The organism is Acinetobacter sp. TUM15071, from assembly GCF_008980925.1.
Lineage (GTDB): Bacteria > Pseudomonadota > Gammaproteobacteria > Pseudomonadales > Moraxellaceae > Acinetobacter > Acinetobacter dispersus.
This window is the reverse complement of record NZ_BKGB01000019.1, coordinates 46,671-67,898: the sequence shown is the minus strand read 5'-3', so window position 1 is coordinate 67,898 and position 21,228 is coordinate 46,671. Positions and strand designations below refer to the sequence as shown.

At 40.8% G+C, this 21,228-nt stretch carries 20 protein-coding genes; 8 read left to right on the top strand and 12 right to left on the bottom strand.

Going from position 1 to position 21,228, the window contains the following annotated elements; translation table 11 throughout:
* Window positions 1-78 precede the first annotated feature (78 nt).
* Window positions 79-2,844: a DNA polymerase I gene (gene polA / locus GBI66_RS16290; RefSeq protein WP_151716814.1), complete on the top strand. Its 2,766-nt coding sequence runs from the start codon at window positions 79-81 to the stop codon at window positions 2,842-2,844.
* A 127-nt stretch (window positions 2,845-2,971) separates the two neighbouring features.
* Window positions 2,972-4,102 (top strand): acyltransferase, encoded by a 1,131-nt coding sequence (locus tag GBI66_RS16285; protein ID WP_151716813.1) that lies wholly within the window; start codon window positions 2,972-2,974, stop codon window positions 4,100-4,102.
* 41 nt (window positions 4,103-4,143) lie between these two features.
* Here the strand turns inward: GBI66_RS16285 and GBI66_RS16280 are convergent, their stop codons facing one another.
* The 5 genes from GBI66_RS16280 to ppx are packed head-to-tail and all read right to left on the bottom strand — an operon-like array spanning window position 4,144 to window position 9,274.
* Window positions 4,144-4,713, bottom strand: coding sequence for a YggT family protein (locus GBI66_RS16280; protein WP_005184711.1), 570 nt, complete (start codon window positions 4,711-4,713; stop codon window positions 4,144-4,146).
* Between the two features lie 16 nt (window positions 4,714-4,729).
* Entirely contained in the window at window positions 4,730-5,569 is an 840-nt protein-coding gene (gene proC / locus GBI66_RS16275) for a pyrroline-5-carboxylate reductase (RefSeq protein WP_004804503.1), read from the bottom strand.
* Between the two features lie 3 nt (window positions 5,570-5,572).
* A complete protein-coding gene (gene tilS, locus GBI66_RS16270; protein ID WP_151716812.1) occupies window positions 5,573-6,964 on the bottom strand; it encodes a tRNA lysidine(34) synthetase TilS in 1,392 nt (463 codons plus the stop codon).
* On the bottom strand, window positions 6,901-7,725 hold the full coding sequence (locus GBI66_RS16265) for an acetyl-CoA carboxylase carboxyltransferase subunit alpha (protein ID WP_005146510.1): 825 nt from the start codon (window positions 7,723-7,725) through the stop codon (window positions 6,901-6,903). Before GBI66_RS16265 ends, tilS begins: the two co-directional genes overlap by 64 nt.
* A gap of 28 nt (window positions 7,726-7,753) precedes the next feature.
* Window positions 7,754-9,274, bottom strand: coding sequence for an exopolyphosphatase (gene ppx / locus GBI66_RS16260; protein WP_151716811.1), 1,521 nt, complete (start codon window positions 9,272-9,274; stop codon window positions 7,754-7,756).
* 273 nt (window positions 9,275-9,547) lie between these two features.
* Between ppx and trxA the strand changes: the two genes are divergently transcribed.
* From trxA to GBI66_RS16245, 3 genes are all read left to right on the top strand, one after another.
* Window positions 9,548-9,874, top strand: coding sequence for a thioredoxin (trxA, locus tag GBI66_RS16255; protein ID WP_005184718.1), 327 nt, complete (start codon window positions 9,548-9,550; stop codon window positions 9,872-9,874).
* A 330-nt stretch (window positions 9,875-10,204) separates the two neighbouring features.
* Entirely contained in the window at window positions 10,205-11,473 is a 1,269-nt protein-coding gene (gene rho, locus GBI66_RS16250) for a transcription termination factor Rho (protein ID WP_005146524.1), read from the top strand.
* 396 nt (window positions 11,474-11,869) lie between these two features.
* Window positions 11,870-12,115 carry a hypothetical protein gene (locus tag GBI66_RS16245; RefSeq protein ID WP_151716810.1) on the top strand — a complete coding sequence of 82 codons (246 nt, stop codon included), beginning with the start codon at window positions 11,870-11,872 and terminating at the stop codon, window positions 12,113-12,115.
* 92 nt (window positions 12,116-12,207) lie between these two features.
* Here the strand turns inward: GBI66_RS16245 and GBI66_RS16240 are convergent, their stop codons facing one another.
* The 3 genes from GBI66_RS16240 to pheS all read right to left on the bottom strand — a co-directional run bounded on the left by GBI66_RS16240 (window position 12,208) and on the right by pheS (window position 15,937).
* Window positions 12,208-12,504 carry an integration host factor subunit alpha gene (locus GBI66_RS16240; protein WP_000126166.1) on the bottom strand — a complete coding sequence of 99 codons (297 nt, stop codon included), beginning with the start codon at window positions 12,502-12,504 and terminating at the stop codon, window positions 12,208-12,210.
* Window positions 12,501-14,882 carry a phenylalanine--tRNA ligase subunit beta gene (gene pheT, locus GBI66_RS16235; RefSeq protein ID WP_151716809.1) on the bottom strand — a complete coding sequence of 794 codons (2,382 nt, stop codon included), beginning with the start codon at window positions 14,880-14,882 and terminating at the stop codon, window positions 12,501-12,503. The genes GBI66_RS16240 and pheT overlap by 4 nt, the downstream gene beginning before the upstream one ends.
* A gap of 74 nt (window positions 14,883-14,956) precedes the next feature.
* Window positions 14,957-15,937: a phenylalanine--tRNA ligase subunit alpha gene (gene pheS, locus GBI66_RS16230; protein ID WP_151716808.1), complete on the bottom strand. Its 981-nt coding sequence runs from the start codon at window positions 15,935-15,937 to the stop codon at window positions 14,957-14,959.
* Between the two features lie 230 nt (window positions 15,938-16,167).
* Here pheS and GBI66_RS16225 point away from each other — a divergent pair, with 230 nt between their 5' ends.
* Window positions 16,168-17,172 (top strand): hypothetical protein, encoded by a 1,005-nt coding sequence (locus GBI66_RS16225; protein WP_151716807.1) that lies wholly within the window; start codon window positions 16,168-16,170, stop codon window positions 17,170-17,172.
* A gap of 57 nt (window positions 17,173-17,229) precedes the next feature.
* On the opposite strand, the gene GBI66_RS16220 is transcribed toward GBI66_RS16225, so the two are convergent.
* Both GBI66_RS16220 and GBI66_RS16215 read right to left on the bottom strand, forming a co-directional pair.
* The gene (locus tag GBI66_RS16220) at window positions 17,230-17,427 is read right to left on the bottom strand and encodes a hypothetical protein (RefSeq protein ID WP_005184732.1); all 198 of its coding nucleotides are present in this window, start codon (window positions 17,425-17,427) and stop codon (window positions 17,230-17,232) included.
* Window positions 17,428-17,533: 106 nt separating this feature from the next.
* A complete protein-coding gene (locus GBI66_RS16215) occupies window positions 17,534-17,911 on the bottom strand; it encodes a hypothetical protein (protein WP_151716806.1) in 378 nt (125 codons plus the stop codon).
* 72 nt (window positions 17,912-17,983) lie between these two features.
* On the opposite strand from GBI66_RS16215, the gene GBI66_RS16210 reads away from it, so the two are divergent.
* Window positions 17,984-19,120 carry a hypothetical protein gene (locus tag GBI66_RS16210; protein WP_151716805.1) on the top strand — a complete coding sequence of 379 codons (1,137 nt, stop codon included), beginning with the start codon at window positions 17,984-17,986 and terminating at the stop codon, window positions 19,118-19,120.
* Window positions 19,121-19,161: 41 nt separating this feature from the next.
* Here the strand turns inward: GBI66_RS16210 and rplT are convergent, their stop codons facing one another.
* The gene (gene rplT / locus GBI66_RS16205; protein WP_004664213.1) at window positions 19,162-19,521 is read right to left on the bottom strand and encodes a 50S ribosomal protein L20; all 360 of its coding nucleotides are present in this window, start codon (window positions 19,519-19,521) and stop codon (window positions 19,162-19,164) included.
* Window positions 19,522-19,532: 11 nt separating this feature from the next.
* Entirely contained in the window at window positions 19,533-19,727 is a 195-nt protein-coding gene (gene rpmI / locus GBI66_RS16200) for a 50S ribosomal protein L35 (RefSeq protein WP_004278281.1), read from the bottom strand.
* 237 nt (window positions 19,728-19,964) lie between these two features.
* On the opposite strand from rpmI, the gene GBI66_RS16195 reads away from it, so the two are divergent.
* A complete protein-coding gene (locus GBI66_RS16195; RefSeq protein ID WP_151716804.1) occupies window positions 19,965-21,218 on the top strand; it encodes an MFS transporter in 1,254 nt (417 codons plus the stop codon).
* Window positions 21,219-21,228 lie beyond the last annotated feature (10 nt).

Sequence of the window (21,228 nt, the reverse complement as noted above, 5' to 3'; positions counted from 1 at the left end):
TACTCTTCCAAGTTCAGATAAGACAGCCACGGCTTTTTCACGTAAAATACCAACTAATTTATAATTAGGATTTGCGCAATGCCACCTTTTGTCTTGGTAGACGGGTCTTATTTCTTATTTCGTGCTTTTCACGCTTTACCACCATTAACCACGTCGACTGGCTTACATACCAATGCAATACGTGGTGCAATTTCAGCGATCCAAAAACTGATGCGTCGCACTCAGCCTACCCATATGGCTGTGATTTTTGATACGCCAGAACCAACCTTCCGTCATAAATTATCGCCAATCTACAAAGGCGATCGCCCAAGCATGCCTGAGGAGTTATCTCAACAAATTCCTTATTTACATGCGTTGATCAAAGCGCAAGGGATTCCTTTGTATTTTCTCGCAGGTGCAGAAGCCGATGACATTATTGGCACATTAACTAAACGTGCCTTGGCAGAAGGTCATCACGTCCTCATCTCGACGGGTGACAAAGACATGGCACAGTTGGTCAATGAACATGTCAAACTTGAAGATAGCTTCAAAGAGCGTGTGTTGGATGAAGCGGGTGTTTTTGAAAAGTTTGGTGTACATCCAAATCAAATTATCGATTACCTCACTCTGATGGGTGATGCGTCTGACGGTATCATGGGCGTTCCGGGTGTTGGCGCAAAAACAGCAGCAAAGCTGCTGAATGAATATGGCACATTAAACAATATTATTGCCAATGCGGATCAGCTCAAAGGCAAACTCAGCCAAAATATTAAAGATAATGTAGATAACATCAAAGTTGACCATCAACTTGCTAGCATTGTCTGTGATCTCGATCTTGCCTTAGATTGGCATGACCTTAAACTCGCCAATCCAAATGTAGATCAGCTACGTGAGCTCTATACCGAATTAGAGTTTCGTAACCAATTACAATCATTAGACCATCCAAACAATCCGAATAGCTCTGCTTATCAACAAACCTCGCAAAGTATTGCCAAAGCTGAACAAAAAGCTGAACCCGTGGTTGCTGAAGATCATGCCAATCTTTCAAGCCAAGATGATCAACTCGGTAATGCGACTTATCATACGGTATTGACCCAACAAGATTGGGATGCCTTATTACAGCGTATGCAGCAAGCCGATCATTTTGCGATTGATACAGAAACCACCAACCTCGATTATCGTGTCGCTGAACTGGTGGGTTTCTCGGTCGCATTTGATGCCAAAGATGCCTATTACATTCCTGTTGCACATGATTATGAAGGTGCACCAGAACAACTGAATCGTGAACTGGTTCTGGCTCAGATCAAACCGATCCTTGAAAATGAACAGGTCAAGAAAATTGGTCATCATTTAAAATATGATGCGCATATCTTTGCCAATCATGGTATCACCATTCAAGGTTGGTATTTCGATACTATGCTGGCTTCATATGTATTGAATGCCGCGGCAACACGACATGGTATGGATGATGTTGCTCGTCTTTATCTCAGCCATTTGACCACGACGTTTGAACAAATCGCAGGTAAAGGTGCAAAGCAAAAGACCTTTAATCAGATTGAGCTTGAAGTGGCTGCGCATTATGCAGCCGAAGATGCGCATGTCACTTATCGTTTGTATGAAGTGCTTGCTGAAAAATTAAAAAGCTCACCAGAACTGGTCAATATTCTACATAATATTGAAATGCCTGTTGCTCGCGTGCTCACGGGAATGGAAGAAGATGGCATTAAGCTCGACCATCAATTCCTCGATCAACTCAGTGTCGAGTTTTCAGAAACCATTCAAACGCTGGAAGCTCAAGCAGCAGAACTGGCAGGCGAAGCCTTTAATGTTGCCTCACCCAAGCAAGTCGGTGAAGTCCTGTTTGAAAAGCTAGGACTCAAAGGGGGTAAGAAAACTGCAACAGGTCAATACAGTACCAGTGAAAGTATTTTAGAGAAAATCGAACATCCATTGGCTGAAGTTATTTTAGAACATCGCGGTTTGGCAAAACTCAAAAACACCTACACCGATCGCCTGATTGAACAATCGCATGACACGACACATCGTGTACATACCAGCTATCATCAAGCTTTAACTGCAACAGGTCGCTTGTCTTCAACCGATCCAAACCTGCAAAACATTCCAATTCGTACTCCGATTGGGCGTCAAATTCGTAAAGCCTTTATTGCACCTGAGGGCCGAGTGTTACTCGCTGCCGATTATTCGCAAATCGAACTGCGTTTGATGGCACATTTCTCTCAAGATGATGCGTTAGTCCATGCTTTCCAACAAGGTCAGGATGTACACCGCCGCACTGCATCTGAAGTGCTTGGCATTGCCATTGAAGACGTCACCAATGACCAACGCCGCCAAGCCAAAGCGGTGAACTTTGGTCTGCTCTATGGTATGTCTGAATTTGGTCTCACCCGTCAGCTTGGCTTTAGCCGTGAAGAGTCACGTAGCTATATCGCACGTTACTTCCAGCGTTATCCGGGCGTATTGGATTATATGGAACGTACGCGTCAGATTGCACGTGAACAAGGTTTTGTTGAAACCATTTTAGGCCGTCGTCTATACACACCAGACATTATGGCAAGCAATAAAATGATCAAACAAGCAGCTGAACGCGCGGCAATCAATGCACCTTTACAAGGCAGTGCGGCAGATATTATTAAACTTGCCATGATTGCAGTGGATAAAATGCTACCTAAAGATCAAGCTAAGCTATTATTACAAGTGCACGATGAACTTGTGTTTGAAGCGGATGCTGCGATTGCAGATGAACTTTCAAAGCAAATTGCTGAAGTGATGCAATCGGTATTAGAAATTTCGGTGCCGTTTGTGGTTGAAGTTGGGCAAGGTCCAAACTGGGATGCTGCCCACTAAGGCATCTACATACTCGAAAAACAAAATGTTTCTTGCAGACAGGGGATAAACTCCCCTGCGCTACAAGAAAACTGAAAATAAAGAATATCTGATAAAAATTAATTCGTATAGGAGAAAGGAATGCAATATGTCCTTTAATCAAGTTCAATTTAAGCGCTTTCACTCTATTGATTCATTACGCTGTATTTCAATCTTTTTGGTTTTACTGCATCACTTCAATATCCCTTATAAGCTCTTTGACACCTCGATCAATTTTCAGATTTTTGGTGAAAACATCACCACGCTTTTAGCTCGCAATGGTAACTATGGTGTCACCATGTTCTTTGTCATCTCGGGCTACCTGATCACCTCACATACTATCAAACGCTGGGGTGCGCTACATCAGATCAATACGCGCGACTTTTATATTTCACGATTCGCTCGCATCATGCCGACCTTGATTCTGCTGATCTGTCTGGTCAATCTCTTCGCTGCATTAGAGCTTAAACCTTTTATGACTCAGGCTCCAAATGGCATTGTCGTTGCTCAATCAACAGTTAACCTAGCAGCCCTGACCTTTTGGATGAACATCCTGATTATTGAAAATGGTTGGGTCAACTATGCGCTTGGCGTGTTATGGTCTTTATCTGTGGAAGAAGTGTTTTATCTACTGTTCCCACTGACAGCACTGCTATTCAAGAAAAAGCCCTACTTTCTATTTGTCTGTTTCGCGCTGATTCTATTTGCACCTTATTTTAGATATTTACATTATGGTGAGGAAAGTGGTGCGTACCTCTACCATTACTTCTCTAGTTTTGATGGAATTGCCTTTGGCTGTATTGCAGCACTGATTGCACCGCAACTTAAGCTGCAAGCCAAAACTTGGTTAGGGTTGAAATACCTTGCCATTTCGACAATGTTCATCATCTATTTTTCTGCACCAATTAAACAAAACTGTATTTGGGGTGTTAGCCTATTTGCACTTGCGACAGCAATCGTGATTGTTGCGAATGTGGCAAATGAACACAGCACCACGCAGACACAGCGGTTTAAGTGGTTACAGGAGATTGGCAAGAATAGTTATGAAATTTATTTATTCCACCTGATTATTTTAGGTTTTTTTAAACTGTTTTATACGCCAGCAGTCACAGAAGGCAACATTAAACTGATCTTATTATTGGTCTATTTTGTCCTTGTGATTGGGCTAGGTGCTTTCATTGCACGCTATTTCTCCAATCCATTAAATCGAGCCATACGGCAACGTTTGATCAAGAAATAAAAAATGGGCATAACGCCCATTTTTTATTGAATCAGATTGGCTTAAAGACCAGTTAATAGCACTTTAGCTGCTTCATTCATCAAAATCTCAGCCACATACAAAGCCAAGAACGCCAAAATTGGAGACAAGTCAATCATCCCCATATTCGGCAATAAGCGACGGAATGGTGCAAGCAATGGTTCAGCCAACTCTTGGATCACTTCAATATAAGGCGAGCGCGACTGCGTAAACATCACCACCCAACTTAAAATGATCGTTGCAAAAATCAAATAACGACAGAAACGAATCAAATCTTGAATCATGGTCACAAATGTCGTGATCACTAGATATACCGCACTATGTGGCATCTGCCCAGACAAATACATCAGACCAAACATTTTCAATAAATACAGCACCACCAACAAAGCAACTGCCGCTAAATTGACACGGCCTTTACCTATCGTCGGGAAAATGCGGCTAAACACATCCACAATCTTGGTGGCTTTCACGGTTGAAAGCACCACAGGATTGTATGGACTGACTGCTGCCAATTGCATTAAAAAACGGAAAAAGACCAATAAAATTGCAACATTGATCAAAACACCAAAAATTAGCGCAGAACTTGCACCCATAATTGTCTTATCCTACTTAAACCGATTTAGTCTTGTCACTCAACTCTTGCGCTAGCTCTTGGCTACGCTTCTGAGCTGCTGCAAGCGCTGCTTGAATATTTTGTGAAATCTGCGCACGATCAAACACCTCTAAAGCTGCTTGCGTTGTACCATTTGGAGAGGTCACATTTTTACGTAATTCTGCTGGAGAATTTGAGCTGGTAATCGCCATTTGTGCCGCACCCAAAGCTGTTTGCAAGGTCAATGCCGTAGCCACTTTTTCATCGAGCCCCAAGTTTTTGCCAGCACGAATCATACTTTCCATCAAATAGAAAAAGTATGCTGGGCCAGAACCAGAGACTGCGGTTACTGCATCAATTTGAGCTTCGCTCTCCACCCAAATGGTTAAACCCGTCGCCGCTAAAATTTGACTGGTTAACTCACGATCTTGAGCATTTACCGCTTCAGATGCATAAATACCATGTGCACCTGTTTGGACCAATGCTGGCGTATTCGGCATGACACGGACAATACGTTGACTACCACCAATTAAATCTGAAATCGTTTGAATTTCAGCACCCGCAATAATTGAGATCACGAGTTTATCTGACAATAAACCTTTTAATGGTTGTAATACCGTTGCCAAGACTTGGGGTTTGACCGCCAATACCACAACGTCCGCATTTTTAATTGCGTCCACATTGTCTGTTGTGGTTTGAATATTTTTTTCTTCTAAGATGTGACGAATTTGTTCTACAGGATCAGAAACTGTAATGCGCGTTGTGGGTAAACCACGAGATAGCAACCCACCAATCAAGGCCTGTGCCATGTTACCGCCGCCAATAAAACAAATATTTTGGTTCAATGTTGTCGCCATGTCCTACTCATCATACGAAAAAGACTGCTGAAAAACGTCATTACAGTCAGAAATTAAACTTGGTTGCCAACCGCCCTGCTCTAAATAATCAGATTGCGCCAACCAAAAACCCTTTGGGCTAAAAACCCCAAGCATAACATTATCTACGACTAATATTTGAATTGTATGACGTAACCAAGGCAAAATCTGTAGCTCTTGAATGGCTTTTTTCAGCGGCCAATGTCCAACACGACCATAAAGATGAATTTTTTCACCCCCCTGTCGTTTAAGCAACCTTAACTCTCGCCCTAAAAGCCGAGATGAAAGACCAATTTTTTGAGTTTCAATCTTAAATTGTCCAGCCGCAACATTGATGGTTTCACCCATATCAAACTGTTGTGACAACGTATCTGGAAAGGAAAATAATTTTTCTGCGTACAGCTCATCGTGGGTTAAACGATATAACGTCTTCTGATAGCGAACGAAATAATGTTGATTGATATGTAAAGTTGCCTGCGCATCTGGCTTTGCAAGAATGACCTCATGCTGCAATCGCTGCACCATCTCATAACTTGGTCGATATTGATCCGCCCCCTTCATCCAAGTCGATAACAATTGACGTTGCCGTGCAGCCGAGAGCTGCTGCAACTCGATCAGATCAAGTACACGATCGGTCGCACAGTGTTGCCAATCCTTCTGCAATACTTCATCCAGTATTTCCGCAGCATCCTGCATCAGAGAACTGGTTCGTGCGATAGCGGACTGCATTTTAGGGAAGCGCTTTTGCAGTACCGCCCAGAGCTCCTCTCGACACCACGCCCGATCGTAGTGCGTATCGTGATTGGTTGGGTCTGTCACATAGGCAAAACCAAGTTGCTGCGACCATTGTTCAATTTGCTCGCGACTCACATCTAAAAATGGTCGCCAAATGGTCATGTCTTGACGAATATCAATTTGCTGCATCGCAGCTAATCCATGCACGCCTGCTCCAGAAAACAAGCGTAATAATAGCGTCTCAGCCTGATCCTGCTGATGATGCGCCAAAACTAAAATTTCATTGGATTGTAAATGCTGTTGATACGCTTGATAACGCGCTTGACGCGCTTGCTGTTCCAAATTGCCTGTCGCAACGTCTACTTGCTGGATAATACACTGGATATTTAAGACGTCAGACTGCTGCTTTACAACACGCCCCCATTCGGCACTCATTGCTTGTAGTTGATGATCAACATAAATCGCACGGGTTTGAGTCGGAAAAAGTTCAGACATTAGAAACAGCAACAGCATGGAATCCATGCCGCCGCTACACCCAATCAAGAATTGAGTTTGTTCAGAAAAATGCTGTGTTTGTGCTAAGACGCGATGCCTAAATTGCTGCTGCCAAACTTCATTAAACGTTGATAACGTGCGTCGCATCGTTCTTGTGCATCCATCGGTTGCAATTCATCTAAAGCTTGTTTTAACACATCTTTCAAATCATGCATGACTTTTTCAGGCTGCAAGTGTGCACCATCACCTTCATCCACAACATATTCAACAATGCCTAAAGCTTGAAGTTTATCTGCAGTTAAAGAAAGTGCTTCACTCGCTTGTGCTGCTTTATCCGCGGTTTTCCATAGAATAGACGCACAACCTTCTGGTGAAATCACCGAATAAATACTGTGTGACAGCATAATCACACGATCGGCTACACCAATACCGAGAGCACCACCTGAACCGCCTTCACCAAGAATCGTCGCAATCACAGGAACTTTTAAACTTGAAAGTTGTGCCAAGCTGGTTGCAATCGCTTCTGCTTGACCACGTTCTTCAGCCCCTACACCAGGATATGCACCCATGGTATCGACGAAGGTAAACACAGGTAAATTAAAACGCTCAGCCATATCGAGTAAACGTTGTGATTTACGATATCCTTCTGGATTACACATCCCAAAGTTATGCTGTAGTTTTTCACGTGTGCTGCGACCACGATGTTGACCAACCACCATTACAGGTTGTCCGTCAAAACGTGCCAAGCCACCGATCATGGCACCATCATCACCAAATAAACGGTCGCCGTGAAGTGCATCAAATTCAGTAAAAATTTCACTGACATAATCTAGAAATTGCGGACGCTCAGGGTGTCGTGCAATTTGAACCGTAGCCCAAGCCTTGGACTGAGTCGCTTTATTTTTCATAAGTCAAGAATGGTCCATAATAATATGGTTAATCAACAAATTTGTCTGACTGAATATTTAACTCAATGTCCCAATGCTTAAATTGCACCTGCTCATCATGCAGGTCAGCAACCAATAAAGGCCATTGTTTAGCATCGCCAGAAACGCTGAGTTGCCATTGTTGATCATTTACAACACTCAGTTCAATGGCAGGAAGCATCTGATCACTACGACTATGGTTCAGCAAAACTGCAAGACGAAGCAATAAACAAAGGTAAAGTAAATGGCTACCGCCGACCTTTAAAACGTCATTTTTTGCATCTGCACGTAACTTACGACGATGGTGCGAAACCAAATGCGAGAGATGATTTTGATCAATTTGTGAGAAACCAGGAATATCTGAATGTTGCAGTAAATAAGCCCCATGACGGTGATAACCACCATGGCTAATTGCCAATCCAATTTCATGCAAATATGCCGCACGACGCAGTAAGTCACTGTCTTCAGTCGTTAAATTTAATGCATTGGCGACACCATCAAACAATTCTTGTGCAGTATTCACTACACGTTCAGCTTGTTTGGGATCTGCGTTATAACGCCCCATTAACGCCTGTACACTGCGGTCACGAATATCTTCATGTTTGAAACGACCCAGCAAGTCGTACATCACACCTTCACGTAATGCACCGTCAGAATATGCCAATTTATCGATATCTAAAACTTCAAAAATCGCATATAAAATCGCAAGACCAGCTGGCAAAACTGCTCGACGGTCTTCACGTAAACCTTCAAAATCGATTTCAGTGACATGTTTAAATTTAAGTAATCGATCTTTTAATTTATATAAACCGTCACGAGTCAGATTTTCTTGCTCGTCACTTAAACCGAGATTAACCGCGATCTGACGACAAGCTTTGATGGTTCCACTTGATCCAACAACGGTATCCCAACCCACAGATTTATAAGTATTGGCAATAGCGGACATTTCTTTACGTGCAGCAACCACGACTTTATCAAATGCTTTGCTGGTAATTTCACCATCAGGGAAATAGGTTTTACTGTAGGCCACACAGCCCATTTGTAAGGATTCGGTATGCAGTGGCTCAAATTCTTCGCCAATAATGAATTCAGTTGAACCACCACCAATATCAACGACTAAACGTCGACCACCATTGGCCATGGTATGGGAAACACCTAAATAAATCAGACGAGCTTCTTCTCGACCTGCAATGATTTCAATTGGTTTTGGTAAAATTTCTGCAGCTTTTTGAATAAATTCATGGCCATTTTTAGCCTGTCTTAACGCATTGGTTGCAACAATTCTCAACCGATTTGCCTGTACAGAACTTAAACGCCCGACAAAACGGGCTAAACAGGCCAATCCACGTTGTTGTGCAGCTTCAGTTAAATTTTTATTTTCATCAAGCCCAGCAGCTAACTGTACTTTTTCTGACATTGAAGCAACTTTCTTAACTTCACCGTGATCAACACGAGCGATTGCCAGATGGAAACTATTCGATCCCATATCAATCGCAGCAAGTAATTCTTCATCAATCAGAAAATCAGACATTATTCATATAAACCCATGCTCAATTCACGCATTAGAGTAATTCACATGCTTACAATTTTAAAGTCATTTTAAGCAATAAAAGTGCTGTATTTGCGCTTTTACTTGATAAATGATTGTAGAAGTCGATGATCAACATCGTGAGCATCCATTAGACTTTTCATTTTCAAACTTGAATAATCACAACAAACCCTTACATTGAATAAAGCGGCAATGTAATATTCATCGTGATGATGATCAAATTCGCACTTTATTTCTTAAATTTGGAGCAACCTCATGTCTGCGACTATTGTTAATACAACTGATTCAAACTTCCAAGCAGATGTTTTAGATGCTGAAACTCCTGTACTTGTTGACTTCTGGGCTGGCTGGTGTGCGCCTTGTAAAGCAATTGCACCTGTTCTAGAAGACTTGTCAAATGAATATGCAGGTAAAGTAAAAATCGTTAAAGTTGACGTGACTGCATGTGAAGATATTGCTGTAAAATATAACATTCGTAATATCCCAGCATTATTAATGTTTAAAAATGGCGAAGTTGTTGCTCAACAAGTTGGCGCAGCACCTCGTTCAAAACTTGCAGCATTCATTGATCAAAACATCTAATACAATTGTTAAATGGTCAATCTGAAAATACGTGATTCATTGAATCGCGTATTTTTAGCTAAAAATTGACAAATTCCTTGATTTCCTCTATATTTCTGAATCAAGAAGCTTTGAATGGAATCTACTTCATTGCGCTTCTTACCAAGACACAAAACATAAGATCGCCGCTCGGCAATAAACAATTGTTTTCACATTTCTCTCTGAAACAATGAACCAGACTACTGAATCGTGGTTGTGTAAATACAATTACATCAGCATGTATGTATGCGGTCGATTTTTTATTCTTTCCCTAACGTAGTCCTCCACTTATTCCATTCTGTCTGACCACTTATGAACTTAACTGAACTCAAGAAAAAACCCATTGGCGAACTCATTAAAATTGCGGAGTTTATGGGCCTTGAAGGCATGGCACGTAACCGTAAACAAGATATTATTTTTGCCATTTTAAAACGCCACGCCATGAATGGCGAAGAAATTTTTGGTGATGGTGTTCTCGAAATTCTTTCTGATGGTTTTGGCTTCCTACGCTCTGCTGCTGGTTCGTATCTCGCAGGGCCAGATGACATTTATGTGAGCCCATCACAAATTCGCCGCTTTAATTTACGTACGGGTGATACCATCACTGGCACAATTCGTCCACCAAAAGAAGGTGAGCGTTATTTTGCTTTGTTGAAAGTAAACCAAATTAACTACGATACACCTGAAAACTCACGTAATAAAATTTTATTCGAAAACCTTACGCCACTATTCCCTACTGAGCAATTGGTCATGGAACTCGGTAATGGTACGACTGAAGACTTAACCTCTCGTGTTGTCGATCTAGTCGCGCCAATCGGTAAAGGTCAACGTTCTATTATTGTTGCACCGCCAAAAGCAGGTAAAACAATGTTATTGCAAACGATTGCTCAATCAATTGTGCGTAATAACCCAGAAGTCTTTTTAATCGTACTTTTGATTGACGAACGTCCTGAAGAAGTCACCGAAATGGAACGTACAGTTCGTGGTGAGGTAATTGCATCTACATTCGATGAAGCTCCTGCCCGTCACGTTCAAGTTGCTGAAATGGTGATCGAGAAAGCAAAACGTCTGGTTGAGCATAAGAAAGATGTCGTCATTCTTCTTGACTCAATTACCCGTCTTGCGCGAGCTTACAACACGGTAATTCCATCATCAGGTAAGGTATTAACTGGTGGTGTGGATGCTCACGCTTTAGAACGTCCTAAACGTTTCTTTGGTGCTGCACGTAATATCGAAGAAGGCGGTTCTTTGACGATCATTTCTACTGCTTTGATTGAAACAGGCAGTAAGATGGATGATGTGATTTACGAAGAATTTAAAGGTACGGGTAACCAAGAGATTACCCTTGATCGTCGTATTGCTGAGAAACGTGTGTTCCCTGCAATGAACATCAAGAAATCAGGTACTCGTCGTGAAGAACGTTTAATGGATGAAGATAACTTACGTAAGGTTTGGATTTTACGTAAATTGCTACACCCAATGGATGAGCTTGCTGCGATGGAATTCCTATTGGATCGTATGAAAGAAACCAAGACCAATGATGATTTCTTCGATCAAATGAAGCGTAAAGCATCAACCTAAGTTCTAAGCACACATAAAAAAAGCTACCTCAATGGTGGCTTTTTTTATTTGGTTGACAGACTTACAGAATATTTACACATTCATTTAAAATTTATCAAAAAATTCAAGTTATTGTTTTATATAAAAATAATAAAATAAAATTCTTTATTTTCCTTAACTTACCGATTCAAAATCTATTTTCCATAGTTATTTTCTATCAAAAAATAGCCAAATTCTGCCCATTTTTGTCGTTTTGTTGGACAGAACAGTAGTAATTCATGAATTGCTTTGATAGGATAGCATCAGACCAGTTAGGCTGCTCCCTGCGTTGTTACCTAAAGCGTTTAGGAATAATAAAAGCACAAACAGACTAACTTAAGGTTTTTTTTAATCTCACAATTTTATGAGAGTGATGCCATGTTATTCAAAAAATTCGCTGTTGCTGCTGCTATTGCTACTACTTTAGCTTTCGTTGGTTGCTCTAAGAAAGAAGAAGCGCCAGCTACTGACGCTACTGCTGCTGCTTCTCAAGCTGTAGCTGCTGCTTCTGAAGCTACTACTGCTGCTTCTGAAGCTACTACTGCTGCTGCTTCTACTGTTGCTGCTGCTGCTTCTGAAGTTGCTGCTTCTGCTCCGGCTGCTCCAGCTTCTGCTGCACACTAATCTAGTTTTAGATTAAAAAAAAGAGAACCTTACGGTTCTCTTTTTTTATGCCTAAATTTTATTAAAGTAAATCATAGGCATAAAAAAGCAGATCAATCGATCTGCTCATTCCCAACACGCTGTCTAAATTTCTGACCCGCTCTAAACGTTACTACTCGACGTGCAGAAATTGGAATTTCTTCACCTGTCTTAGGATTACGTCCTGGACGTTCACGTTTGTCACGCAACTCGAAATTACCGAAGCCAGAAAGTTTGACTTGTTCACCCGCAATTAATGCTTGGCTGATTTCGTCAAAAAATAACTCGACCATTTGTTTTGCTTCGCGGCGATTTAAGCTAGTAAGCTCACTTAAATGGTCCGCCATATCTGCTTTTGTTAGTGCTGTCATGAGGCCCTCAATGTCGCTTGGTAAGTGTCTTCCAACACTTGAATAATGTTATCCATACCAGATTTAATTTCAGCATCTTCAAGCGTACGAGTTGGATGTTGCCATAGCACTGCAAAAGCTAAAGAGCGTTTGCCTTGTTCAACCCCTTGCCCCGTATACACATCGAACAACCATGTCGAGTCGAGTAACTCTCCACCAGTTTGCTCAATTAACCGCTGAATATCTCTTACCTCAATATTATCAGAGATTAAAAGCGCAATATCACGTCTAACCGATGGAAAACGTGATAATTCTGTAAAATTAGATACATAAGATTGCAAAACTGCCTGCTGATCCAGCTCTGCGACCCAAGTTGTATCTAAATCAAGCTCATTTTGCAAAGATGGATGCAAGCGCCCCAAATAACCAATCGATTGTCCATTGACTAAAATCTCTGCAGATTGGCCTGGATGTAACCATGCACGCTCAGTACGCGCAAATTCAACACTGATGCGTCCCGCTGCTAAAATCTCTTCAACCTCACCTTTGAAATCGAAGAAATCCATTGCTTGTGGTTTTGCATGCCAAGATTCTGGTGTGCGTGAACCTACTGCAATCAATGCCAAAGTTGGAATCTGTTTCAGATCATGAATGCTTTGTGCATTCTGATAATCAAAACGTAAACCGAGTTCAAAGAAACGTACACGCTGCTGTTGGCGATTTAAGTTGTACTGTACACATGGAATCAGACTTGATAACAAAGTGCTACGCATTGCAGCCAAATCACTTGAAATTGGATTCGCCAACATCAATGGCTGTACATTTGGATTCAACTGCTTCTCAAGTTTTGCATCGGCAAAGCTAAAGCTAATTGCTTCTTGGTAGCCCAATGTCGCAACGGTTTGACGTAATTGAGTAATTTCAAAACGATCTTGATATTTCTCTAATTTCGCATCAATTTTCGGCAAACTGATTTGAATATTGTCATAACCATCAATACGGGCAACTTCTTCAATTAAGTCTTGATAGATTGCCATATCATAACGATGCGAAGGCGGGACAACACGCCACTCACCTTGTGCTTTGGTTTCAACCACGCAGCCCAAACGTGTCAAAGCATCGGCAATAAAATCACCTGCCACTTGATAACCGAGTAATTGGTCAACTTGAGCTTGTTTTAACTCAATTGATTCACGTTTTGGCAACAAAGCGACTAGCTCAGCAACTGTGATTGGACCAAACTCACCGCCAGCAAAGGCTTGAATTAGATCAGAAGCACGGTGCATAGCAATCATTGGCAATTCAAAATCCACACCGCGTTCATAACGTTGAGATGAATCCGTATGTAAACCAAAACGACGTGCACGACCTGCAATCGCTAAAGGTGCAAAGAATGCACTTTCAAGGAAAATGTCTTGGGTATCATCAGTAACCGATGAGTCCAAGCCGCCCATAATACCTGCAATAGCTAGAACCTTTTGATCATCTGCAATGACCATCATGTCATCTTGCAATTCAACTTCTTGATCATTCAACAGCGTCAATTTTTCTTGAGCTTTGGCTTGACGAACTTGGATTGGACCTTCGATTTTTGCTAAGTCAAAGGCATGCATGGGTTGGCCCAACTCAAGCAACACGTAGTTGGTAATATCGACCAAAATACTATGCGTACGAATACCTGAACGTGCAAGAGCTTGTTCCATCCACTCAGGAGTTGCCGCTTTGACATTCACATTTTTGATAACACGACCCAAATAACGTGGTGTACCTTCCGTGCTAATCGTTACTGCTTTCTCATCTGTGATTGTTGCAGGTACAGACTGAATCTCAGGCTCATTCATCTTTAACTGATTGATCACTGCGATTTCACGGGCAATTCCACGAATACTAAAGCAGTCACCACGGTTTGGTGTGATACTGATATCAATGACATTGTCATCAAGCTTTAAATATTCACGAATATTCACCCCCACTGGTGCATCAGCAGGTAATTCCAACAAACCATCAATTTTATCTTCTAAATCAATTTCAGAAGCACCACACAGCATGCCTTGTGATTCCACACCACGCAGCTTGCCCTTTTTAATTTTAAAATCGCCTGGCAGTACGGCACCAATGGTTGCAACTGGTGCTTTCATACCCACGCGAACATTTGGCGCGCCACATACAATTTGTAATGGCTCACCAGAACCAATATTAATTGTCGTTACACGTAAACGATCTGCATCTGGATGCTGCTCAACGGTGAGAACCTCACCCACAACCACACCTGTAAATGGTTTTGCTACAGGTGCTAACTCATCAACTTCTAAACCTAGCATGGTCAATTGATCAGAAAGTGCTTCGCTATCAATTGCTGGGTTCACCCACGTACGTAACCAATTTTCACTAATTTTCATTTTGTTAAAAACCTATAAATCTACTTTTGATCCCCTCTCCTTTTAGGAGAGGTCAGGGAGAGGTCCAAATCTGTTTAGGCAAATTGGCGTAAGAAACGCACATCATTTTGGTAGAACATACGCAAATCATTGATGCCATAACGCAACATTGCAAAACGCTCTACCCCTAAACCAAAAGCAAAGCCTTTGTATTTATCAGGATCAATCCCTGCAGCACGCAGTACATTTGGATGTACCATGCCACAACCTAAAACTTCTAACCAACGACCACGCTCATCCATAATATCCACTTCAGCACTTGGCTCAGTAAATGGGAAATACGAAGGACGGAAGCGGACTTTTAAATCTTTTTCAAAGAATTCGTTTAAAAGATTAATCAATAAACCTTTTAACTCAGCAAAGCTGGTGTTTTCTGCAACGTATAAACCTTCGATCTGATGGAACATTGGCGAATGCGTTTGATCCGAGTCACAACGATATACACGGCCTGGACACACGATGCGAATTGGCGGCTGACTAGTTTCCATGGTACGAATCTGCACACCCGAAGTATGGGTACGAAGCAAATGCGTTGCATCAAAATAGAACGTGTCATGCATAGCACGAGCTGGATGATGACCCGGAATATTTAAGGCTTCAAAGTTGTGATAATCATCTTCAACCTCAGGCCCATACGCAATTTGGAAACCAGCTTTGGTAAAGAACTGGCAAATACGCTCTTGTACCTGAGTTACAGGATGAATACTTCCCATGCGCTGACCGCGACCAGGCAAAGTAATATCAATCGTTTCACTTGCCAATTTCTTTGCAAGTTCAGCTTGTTGTAATGTCTGTTGACGTTCAGTCAAAGTGGTATTAATTGCTTCACGAACAGCATGGATCGCAGCACCTTGTACTTTCCGCTCTTCAGGATCCATTTTTCCAAGTGCTTTCGACTGCTCTGCAAGCTGGCTTTTCTTCCCTGTAAATTGCACACGGACTTGATCGAGTGCAGCAAGGTCTTGAGCCGCTGCAATGGCAGCAAGCGCTTCAGTGGTCAGGGCTTCCAGTGACATAGTAACTCTCAAAGCAACAAAATATAGAAATATAATAAAACGCTATAGTTTATCAGCTTTTTACCTATTTTATGAAGATAAACCACGGTTTAAATAAGCGACTTTTTCAGTGTCAATGTAAAGATAAAACAACAGGATGACGAAGTAGATCACTTAATTTTTTGAAAAAAATGATCAATAATTGAATAAAATGGATAAGATACCAATATCGTCAATGAGAAAGAATAACGATGGCGCTTGATCAGATTTGGAAACAACAGCTTACACTTGTCACCTATGGCAATGAATTCCTCGCAGGAGGACTTCATTTTAGCCGTTGGATTGAACACCCAATTTTCAATCAAAAAAGCCTAGTTTTTAGAGATTTACTTTCTCAACACCTCTTAGCCCAACATTTTCAAGTTTGGCTTGAAGGCCTAAAAAAACAAGGGGTTAACAAACTCAGCTTACATTTATCAAGCTTACTCAGTGATGAGCAGAATCCCAATGCCAATGTTGAGCTGCTTCCCTTCACTCATTTTATTATCAGTCATCAAGCCAACAAAAAAACAGCTTGGATCTGCGGTCATGAACTGCCTGAATGGTACAACAGCGATAAAGAATTTGAAGCCCCAGTTTCCCAGCAAAGTAATTTGCGAGTAGAAACGCTTTGGCGTTATGAGCTGAATGGTAAATTTTCCAAAAAAATTAATACGGATTTACAAAAATTAAATTGGAATGATGTTACTTCATTCTTGGAACGAGAATTGTTCGCCAGCAAATATGCGGAGTATTTTTCAGAACCAGAACAACAAGACTTTCCATTTTACGGATACGACATTGATCCAACTGCGCTATTAGAACAACAGCATGCATTGATTCCAACAGACTATCCAGCAGATTGTGCTCACAGCTTATTGCATCGCACTCAGGCATTAACGGATTACTTAGAACAACAAAGACTGCACCCTTACAATGCTTCTGGCGAACTGATTAGCCCTGAAGAGCAAATTAATCTACGTAATTTTTCACAAAAAACTGATGATTTATTTGCCAAGCTGATTGTGAAAACAGCAAATCATTATCAAACAGCTCAACTCACTGCCGCTGAACCTGAAATCATTGATCGAACAATGGAGGTTCCACATCATCAGCTTGATAAAACGCAACATCATAAAGTTGGCGCATCAGGCGTGATTAAATTGATTATACTGACTGTGATTATTTGTCTCGTTGCTTACTATTTTGGTCTGTAACAATACGAGTCATAAAAAAACCTAGATTTCAAAATCTAGGTTTTTATTTTTCACTACTTAAAAAGTAGGTCTAATTTTTAAAATCACTTTATGTCCACCATCATGCTGATTAATAACGTGATGTACATTTTCAATCTCACCTTCAACCTCAGCATCTGGTCCATAAAAAATCCGAATGGTCTCACCCTTTCTCGGCACAATACTCAATTCTACTTCAATCGCACCTTGTTCCAAGCCTTCTACACTCACTAACATATTTTTTACCTTTCGCTTGTTTTCTTTACTGTAAAAAGATTCAAACGTAAATGTCTAATTAAACATGTTCAGGTTATGTAATCTTGAAATAAATCATATCTTTGATTTACTCATCGTAGTCCAAGTCATCTTCATCAACATTAATAAAATCAGGTTCAGGGGTTTGCTCAAATTGTACCGCTAGAATCTCAGTTTGCTTAAGTAAGCTTGCTTTAGCAACACGATGTATACCATCCATGACTCGACCTTCAGCACACAGAATAATCGGATAACTCAGATCAGCATCTTGCACCAATTGAAAGTGTTCAATGATTTGCTGTGTGGTCGGATACTGATCTGGAAACCAATAGGCTTCATTGAGTTCTTGAATATCAACAAGTTGTAATCTCTTGGCGACGAACTTATTTGTCAGTTCAACCAAGCGATGAACATCCCAAATATAAGTATCCTCTCCAACTTGTCTAAAGTGATATTGTCTGCGCACGTTTTAATCCATCATTAATTTCAGATATGATAATAAGCTTAGCGTCTCACCAATAACAGCATACATAAAACAATGACCGATAATTACTGGAAGTTCATTTTAGGCTTACAACATAATGCCCAACAATTTTTTAAAGGCCTAATTTCTTATCATGCCGTTCGTCACCATTGGAGCATTCGTAATCACGATATTTTTATGGTACGAGATTTAGAGAATTGCTCGCTTATTTATGACTCAATTGATGCCTTAATATTTGATCTATTTCATCAAGGTGCCTACGATTGTTCACTTTACCCTTTTGCTTTACTTTTTCCTGAATTTGAAAAAACCCAATCTAAATTTTTATTTGAAATAAATAATTATCCAGTATTAGTTTTCAAGCTAAGACACACCAACATCGCATTAATAAAAATAAAAAGAGAGATTGTAAAAGAGATCCAACCTATAGGTGACCCTAGAGAGTTTTGGGGAGCTCTATCCACACAAGACGAGTGCAACTATATGTTGTTTACTCTTATTCCTCTAAATTTGGAACAAAATAAAAAAATTAGAATATTTGATAGCGGTCTGAATTGGGAAAGTTTCTATAAGGAAACCCAAGAGTTTATTCGTTCCGCACCTTATCAATTTTATGGAACCTATGATATTTCGTTCACAAACAACTTACATCTTTACCCCCACGAAGAAGAAGGATGTACTTTCCCATTGCTAGAAATTTCCTCTCCACAAAATAATCTTGCATTCACCCTGCTTCAACAGTTCGAAACTTTACAAATTCATCTTCGAGGCTTTAAACATCCACGTAATGAAATGTCTGAATATCAAAACTTTGATCTGGAAGAAATAAATAAATTTAATCTCTATGAAGAGTCAATCGGTCAACAATTTGTCCAACTCATTTGCCATACTGCTAATAGTTATCAAACATCTTACATCTCGGCAAAAACTCAAAATGAGTTAGAAAAAGAAATAATATCAAGTAAAAAACAATCTGGTTTGCAAAACTCACCAGCTATCGAAAATACCGTATCGCCAGAACCTGAAATTATTTCTGGTTGGCGAGCACTAACCACACTACTCATCGTCTTAGCAATACTCTTAATAATATTATATGGCCTATTTTTATTGGTTCAGAAATATGAATTTGCTAAGTTTTTATTAATTATTACTACAATCTTGTCTGTACTTATAATTATAGGACGGAAATAAAAAAAGACCGCTAAAAAGCGGCCTTCTTTGAATCTCTAAGCTTATGCAGCTAATGCGCCTTTAGCTTTTTCAGCTAAAGCAGCAAATGCAACTGCATCATGCATAGCGATGTCAGCTAATACGCGACGGTCGATGATCACTTGAGCTTTTTTCAAGCCATCGATCATACGGCTGTAAGACAAACCGTTAAGACGAGCACCAGCATTGATACGCGCAATCCATAAAGCACGGAATTGACGTTTCTTTTGACGGCGGTCACGGTAAGCGTATTGACCAGCTTTGATTACCGCTTGGAACGCTACGCGATAAACGCGTGAACGAGCACCATAGTAACCTTTAGCGCGAGCAAGAATTTTTTTGTGACGACGATGAGCCACTACACCACGTTTTACACGAGCCATTTATAATCTCCTTAGATGTATGGGCACATACGACGAACTGATGCAACATCACTTACGTGAACCATTACACAGCCGCGCAATTGACGGATACGCTTAGCAGATTTTTTGGTCAAAATGTGGCGTTTGAACGCTTGTTTACGCTTAAAGCCGTTTGCAGTCGCTTTGAAGCGTTTAGCTGCACCACGGCGAGTTTTCATCTTAGGCATAACAACCTCTTTTGAACACCTGTTCGGAACGTTTGCACCATTGCAAAAACGACCTGCAGGTAAGGGAGCCAGTATTCTAAAGCATAGCAAGCGAAAACAAAAGTAAAATGCTCATTTTTTGATAGTAAATCGTCTACTTTCTATAAACGTTATTTTCTATAACCAATTCTCAAATTACGAGAAACATCCACAAAATTAACACCTATAATAAATACAAGCTCTTAAATTCAAAAGAATATGACTATACAGAATGATGCTTTTGCTGCATTGCGGTATCGGGATTTCTCTATTGTGACTATTAATCAATTCTGCCTAACACTGGCAATTTTGATTCAGGAAATTATCGTCGCCTATTCACTTTATCAAATCACCCGTGACCCACTCACCTTGGGTTTCATTGGCCTGGCAGAAGCGATTCCATTTATCACGCTTTCCTTATGGGGCGGCTATTTCGCAGACAAATTGAATAAACAGACCATTATGAAAATCTGCTTATTCTTTTCGATTCCCTTACCTTTAATTCTCTGGGCACTGTTTCATTTACACGGTTTAGAAAAAATTGGAATCAACGCTCTTTCTTGGGGAATCTATGCTGTCATTTTTGCTTTAGGAACCATTCGAGGTTTTTACAATCCATCGGCAACATCACTCAAACCATTTCTAATCCCTCGTGAACTGTATGCCAACGGTGCAACATGGACCACAATTGGCTGGCAAAGTGGTGTGATCATCGGTCCTATGCTCGGTGGCTTTATGCTAGCATTTCTGGGACGTGAAACTAGCTTATTTGCTGTCACGGCATTATTGGCCATTTGCTTTATCTTAATTACACGTTTGCAGAAACGTACTTTCCCGAAAATGGAAACGGAGAACGTACTACAAAGCCTGACTGATGGTTTCCGCTTTATCTGGAAAACTAAAATTGTTTTATGGGCGATCTCACTTGATCTAGTATCTGTGCTATTTGGTGGTGTGATTGCGTTATTGCCAATTTTCGCTGAGGAAATCTTAAAAGTCGGTCCCGAAGGTCTTGGCTATTTACGTGCCGCACCATCTATTGGTGCTCTCATCACCATGATTGCACTCACCAAATTCCCACCAATGCAACATGCATGGCGGAATATGTTATTAGCGGTAGCAGGTTTTGGTATTTTTACCATTCTGTTCGCCTTCTCAAATCATATGTGGCTTTCATTATTTGCTTTAGCCATGACCGGTGCTTGTGACAGTGTTTCTGTCGTAGTGCGTCAAACCATCTTGCAAATTTTTCCACCCGAAAATATGCGAGGTCGTGTCGCAGCAGTGAATGGAATGTTTGTTTCTTCAAGTAATGAACTGGGAGCTTTTGAATCTGGTCTCGCAGCCAAATACCTCGGCACAATCACTGCAACTATTCTTGGTGGTTGTATGACACTTGCCGTAGTGAGTTATTGCTGGTTTAAAACCAATGACTTATTCAAAGTCGATATTACTAAAGGTTCGGATCACTAAACAAAAGGGA

Coding starts and splice junctions, on each gene's coding strand:
- proC (WP_004804503.1), bottom strand. CDS start 5,569: ATGGCGACAACATTGAACCAAAATATTTGTTTTATTGGCGGCGGTAAC.
- pheT (WP_151716809.1), bottom strand. CDS start 14,882: ATGAAAATTAGTGAAAATTGGTTACGTACGTGGGTGAACCCAGCAATT.
- GBI66_RS16225 (WP_151716807.1), top strand. CDS start 16,168: ATGGCGCTTGATCAGATTTGGAAACAACAGCTTACACTTGTCACCTAT.
- GBI66_RS16280 (WP_005184711.1), bottom strand. CDS start 4,713: ATGGGTGCAAGTTCTGCGCTAATTTTTGGTGTTTTGATCAATGTTGCA.
- trxA (WP_005184718.1), top strand. CDS start 9,548: ATGTCTGCGACTATTGTTAATACAACTGATTCAAACTTCCAAGCAGAT.
- polA (WP_151716814.1), top strand. CDS start 79: ATGCCACCTTTTGTCTTGGTAGACGGGTCTTATTTCTTATTTCGTGCT.
- rplT (WP_004664213.1), bottom strand. CDS start 19,521: ATGGCTCGTGTAAAACGTGGTGTAGTGGCTCATCGTCGTCACAAAAAA.
- rpmI (WP_004278281.1), bottom strand. CDS start 19,727: ATGCCTAAGATGAAAACTCGCCGTGGTGCAGCTAAACGCTTCAAAGCG.
- pheS (WP_151716808.1), bottom strand. CDS start 15,937: ATGTCACTGGAAGCCCTGACCACTGAAGCGCTTGCTGCCATTGCAGCG.
- rho (WP_005146524.1), top strand. CDS start 10,205: ATGAACTTAACTGAACTCAAGAAAAAACCCATTGGCGAACTCATTAAA.
- GBI66_RS16240 (WP_000126166.1), bottom strand. CDS start 12,504: ATGACAGCACTAACAAAAGCAGATATGGCGGACCATTTAAGTGAGCTT.
- GBI66_RS16265 (WP_005146510.1), bottom strand. CDS start 7,725: ATGAAAAATAAAGCGACTCAGTCCAAGGCTTGGGCTACGGTTCAAATT.
- GBI66_RS16220 (WP_005184732.1), bottom strand. CDS start 17,427: ATGTTAGTGAGTGTAGAAGGCTTGGAACAAGGTGCGATTGAAGTAGAA.
- ppx (WP_151716811.1), bottom strand. CDS start 9,274: ATGTCTGATTTTCTGATTGATGAAGAATTACTTGCTGCGATTGATATG.
- GBI66_RS16195 (WP_151716804.1), top strand. CDS start 19,965: ATGACTATACAGAATGATGCTTTTGCTGCATTGCGGTATCGGGATTTC.
- GBI66_RS16210 (WP_151716805.1), top strand. CDS start 17,984: ATGACCGATAATTACTGGAAGTTCATTTTAGGCTTACAACATAATGCC.
- GBI66_RS16245 (WP_151716810.1), top strand. CDS start 11,870: ATGTTATTCAAAAAATTCGCTGTTGCTGCTGCTATTGCTACTACTTTA.
- GBI66_RS16285 (WP_151716813.1), top strand. CDS start 2,972: ATGTCCTTTAATCAAGTTCAATTTAAGCGCTTTCACTCTATTGATTCA.
- tilS (WP_151716812.1), bottom strand. CDS start 6,964: ATGCGACGCACGTTATCAACGTTTAATGAAGTTTGGCAGCAGCAATTT.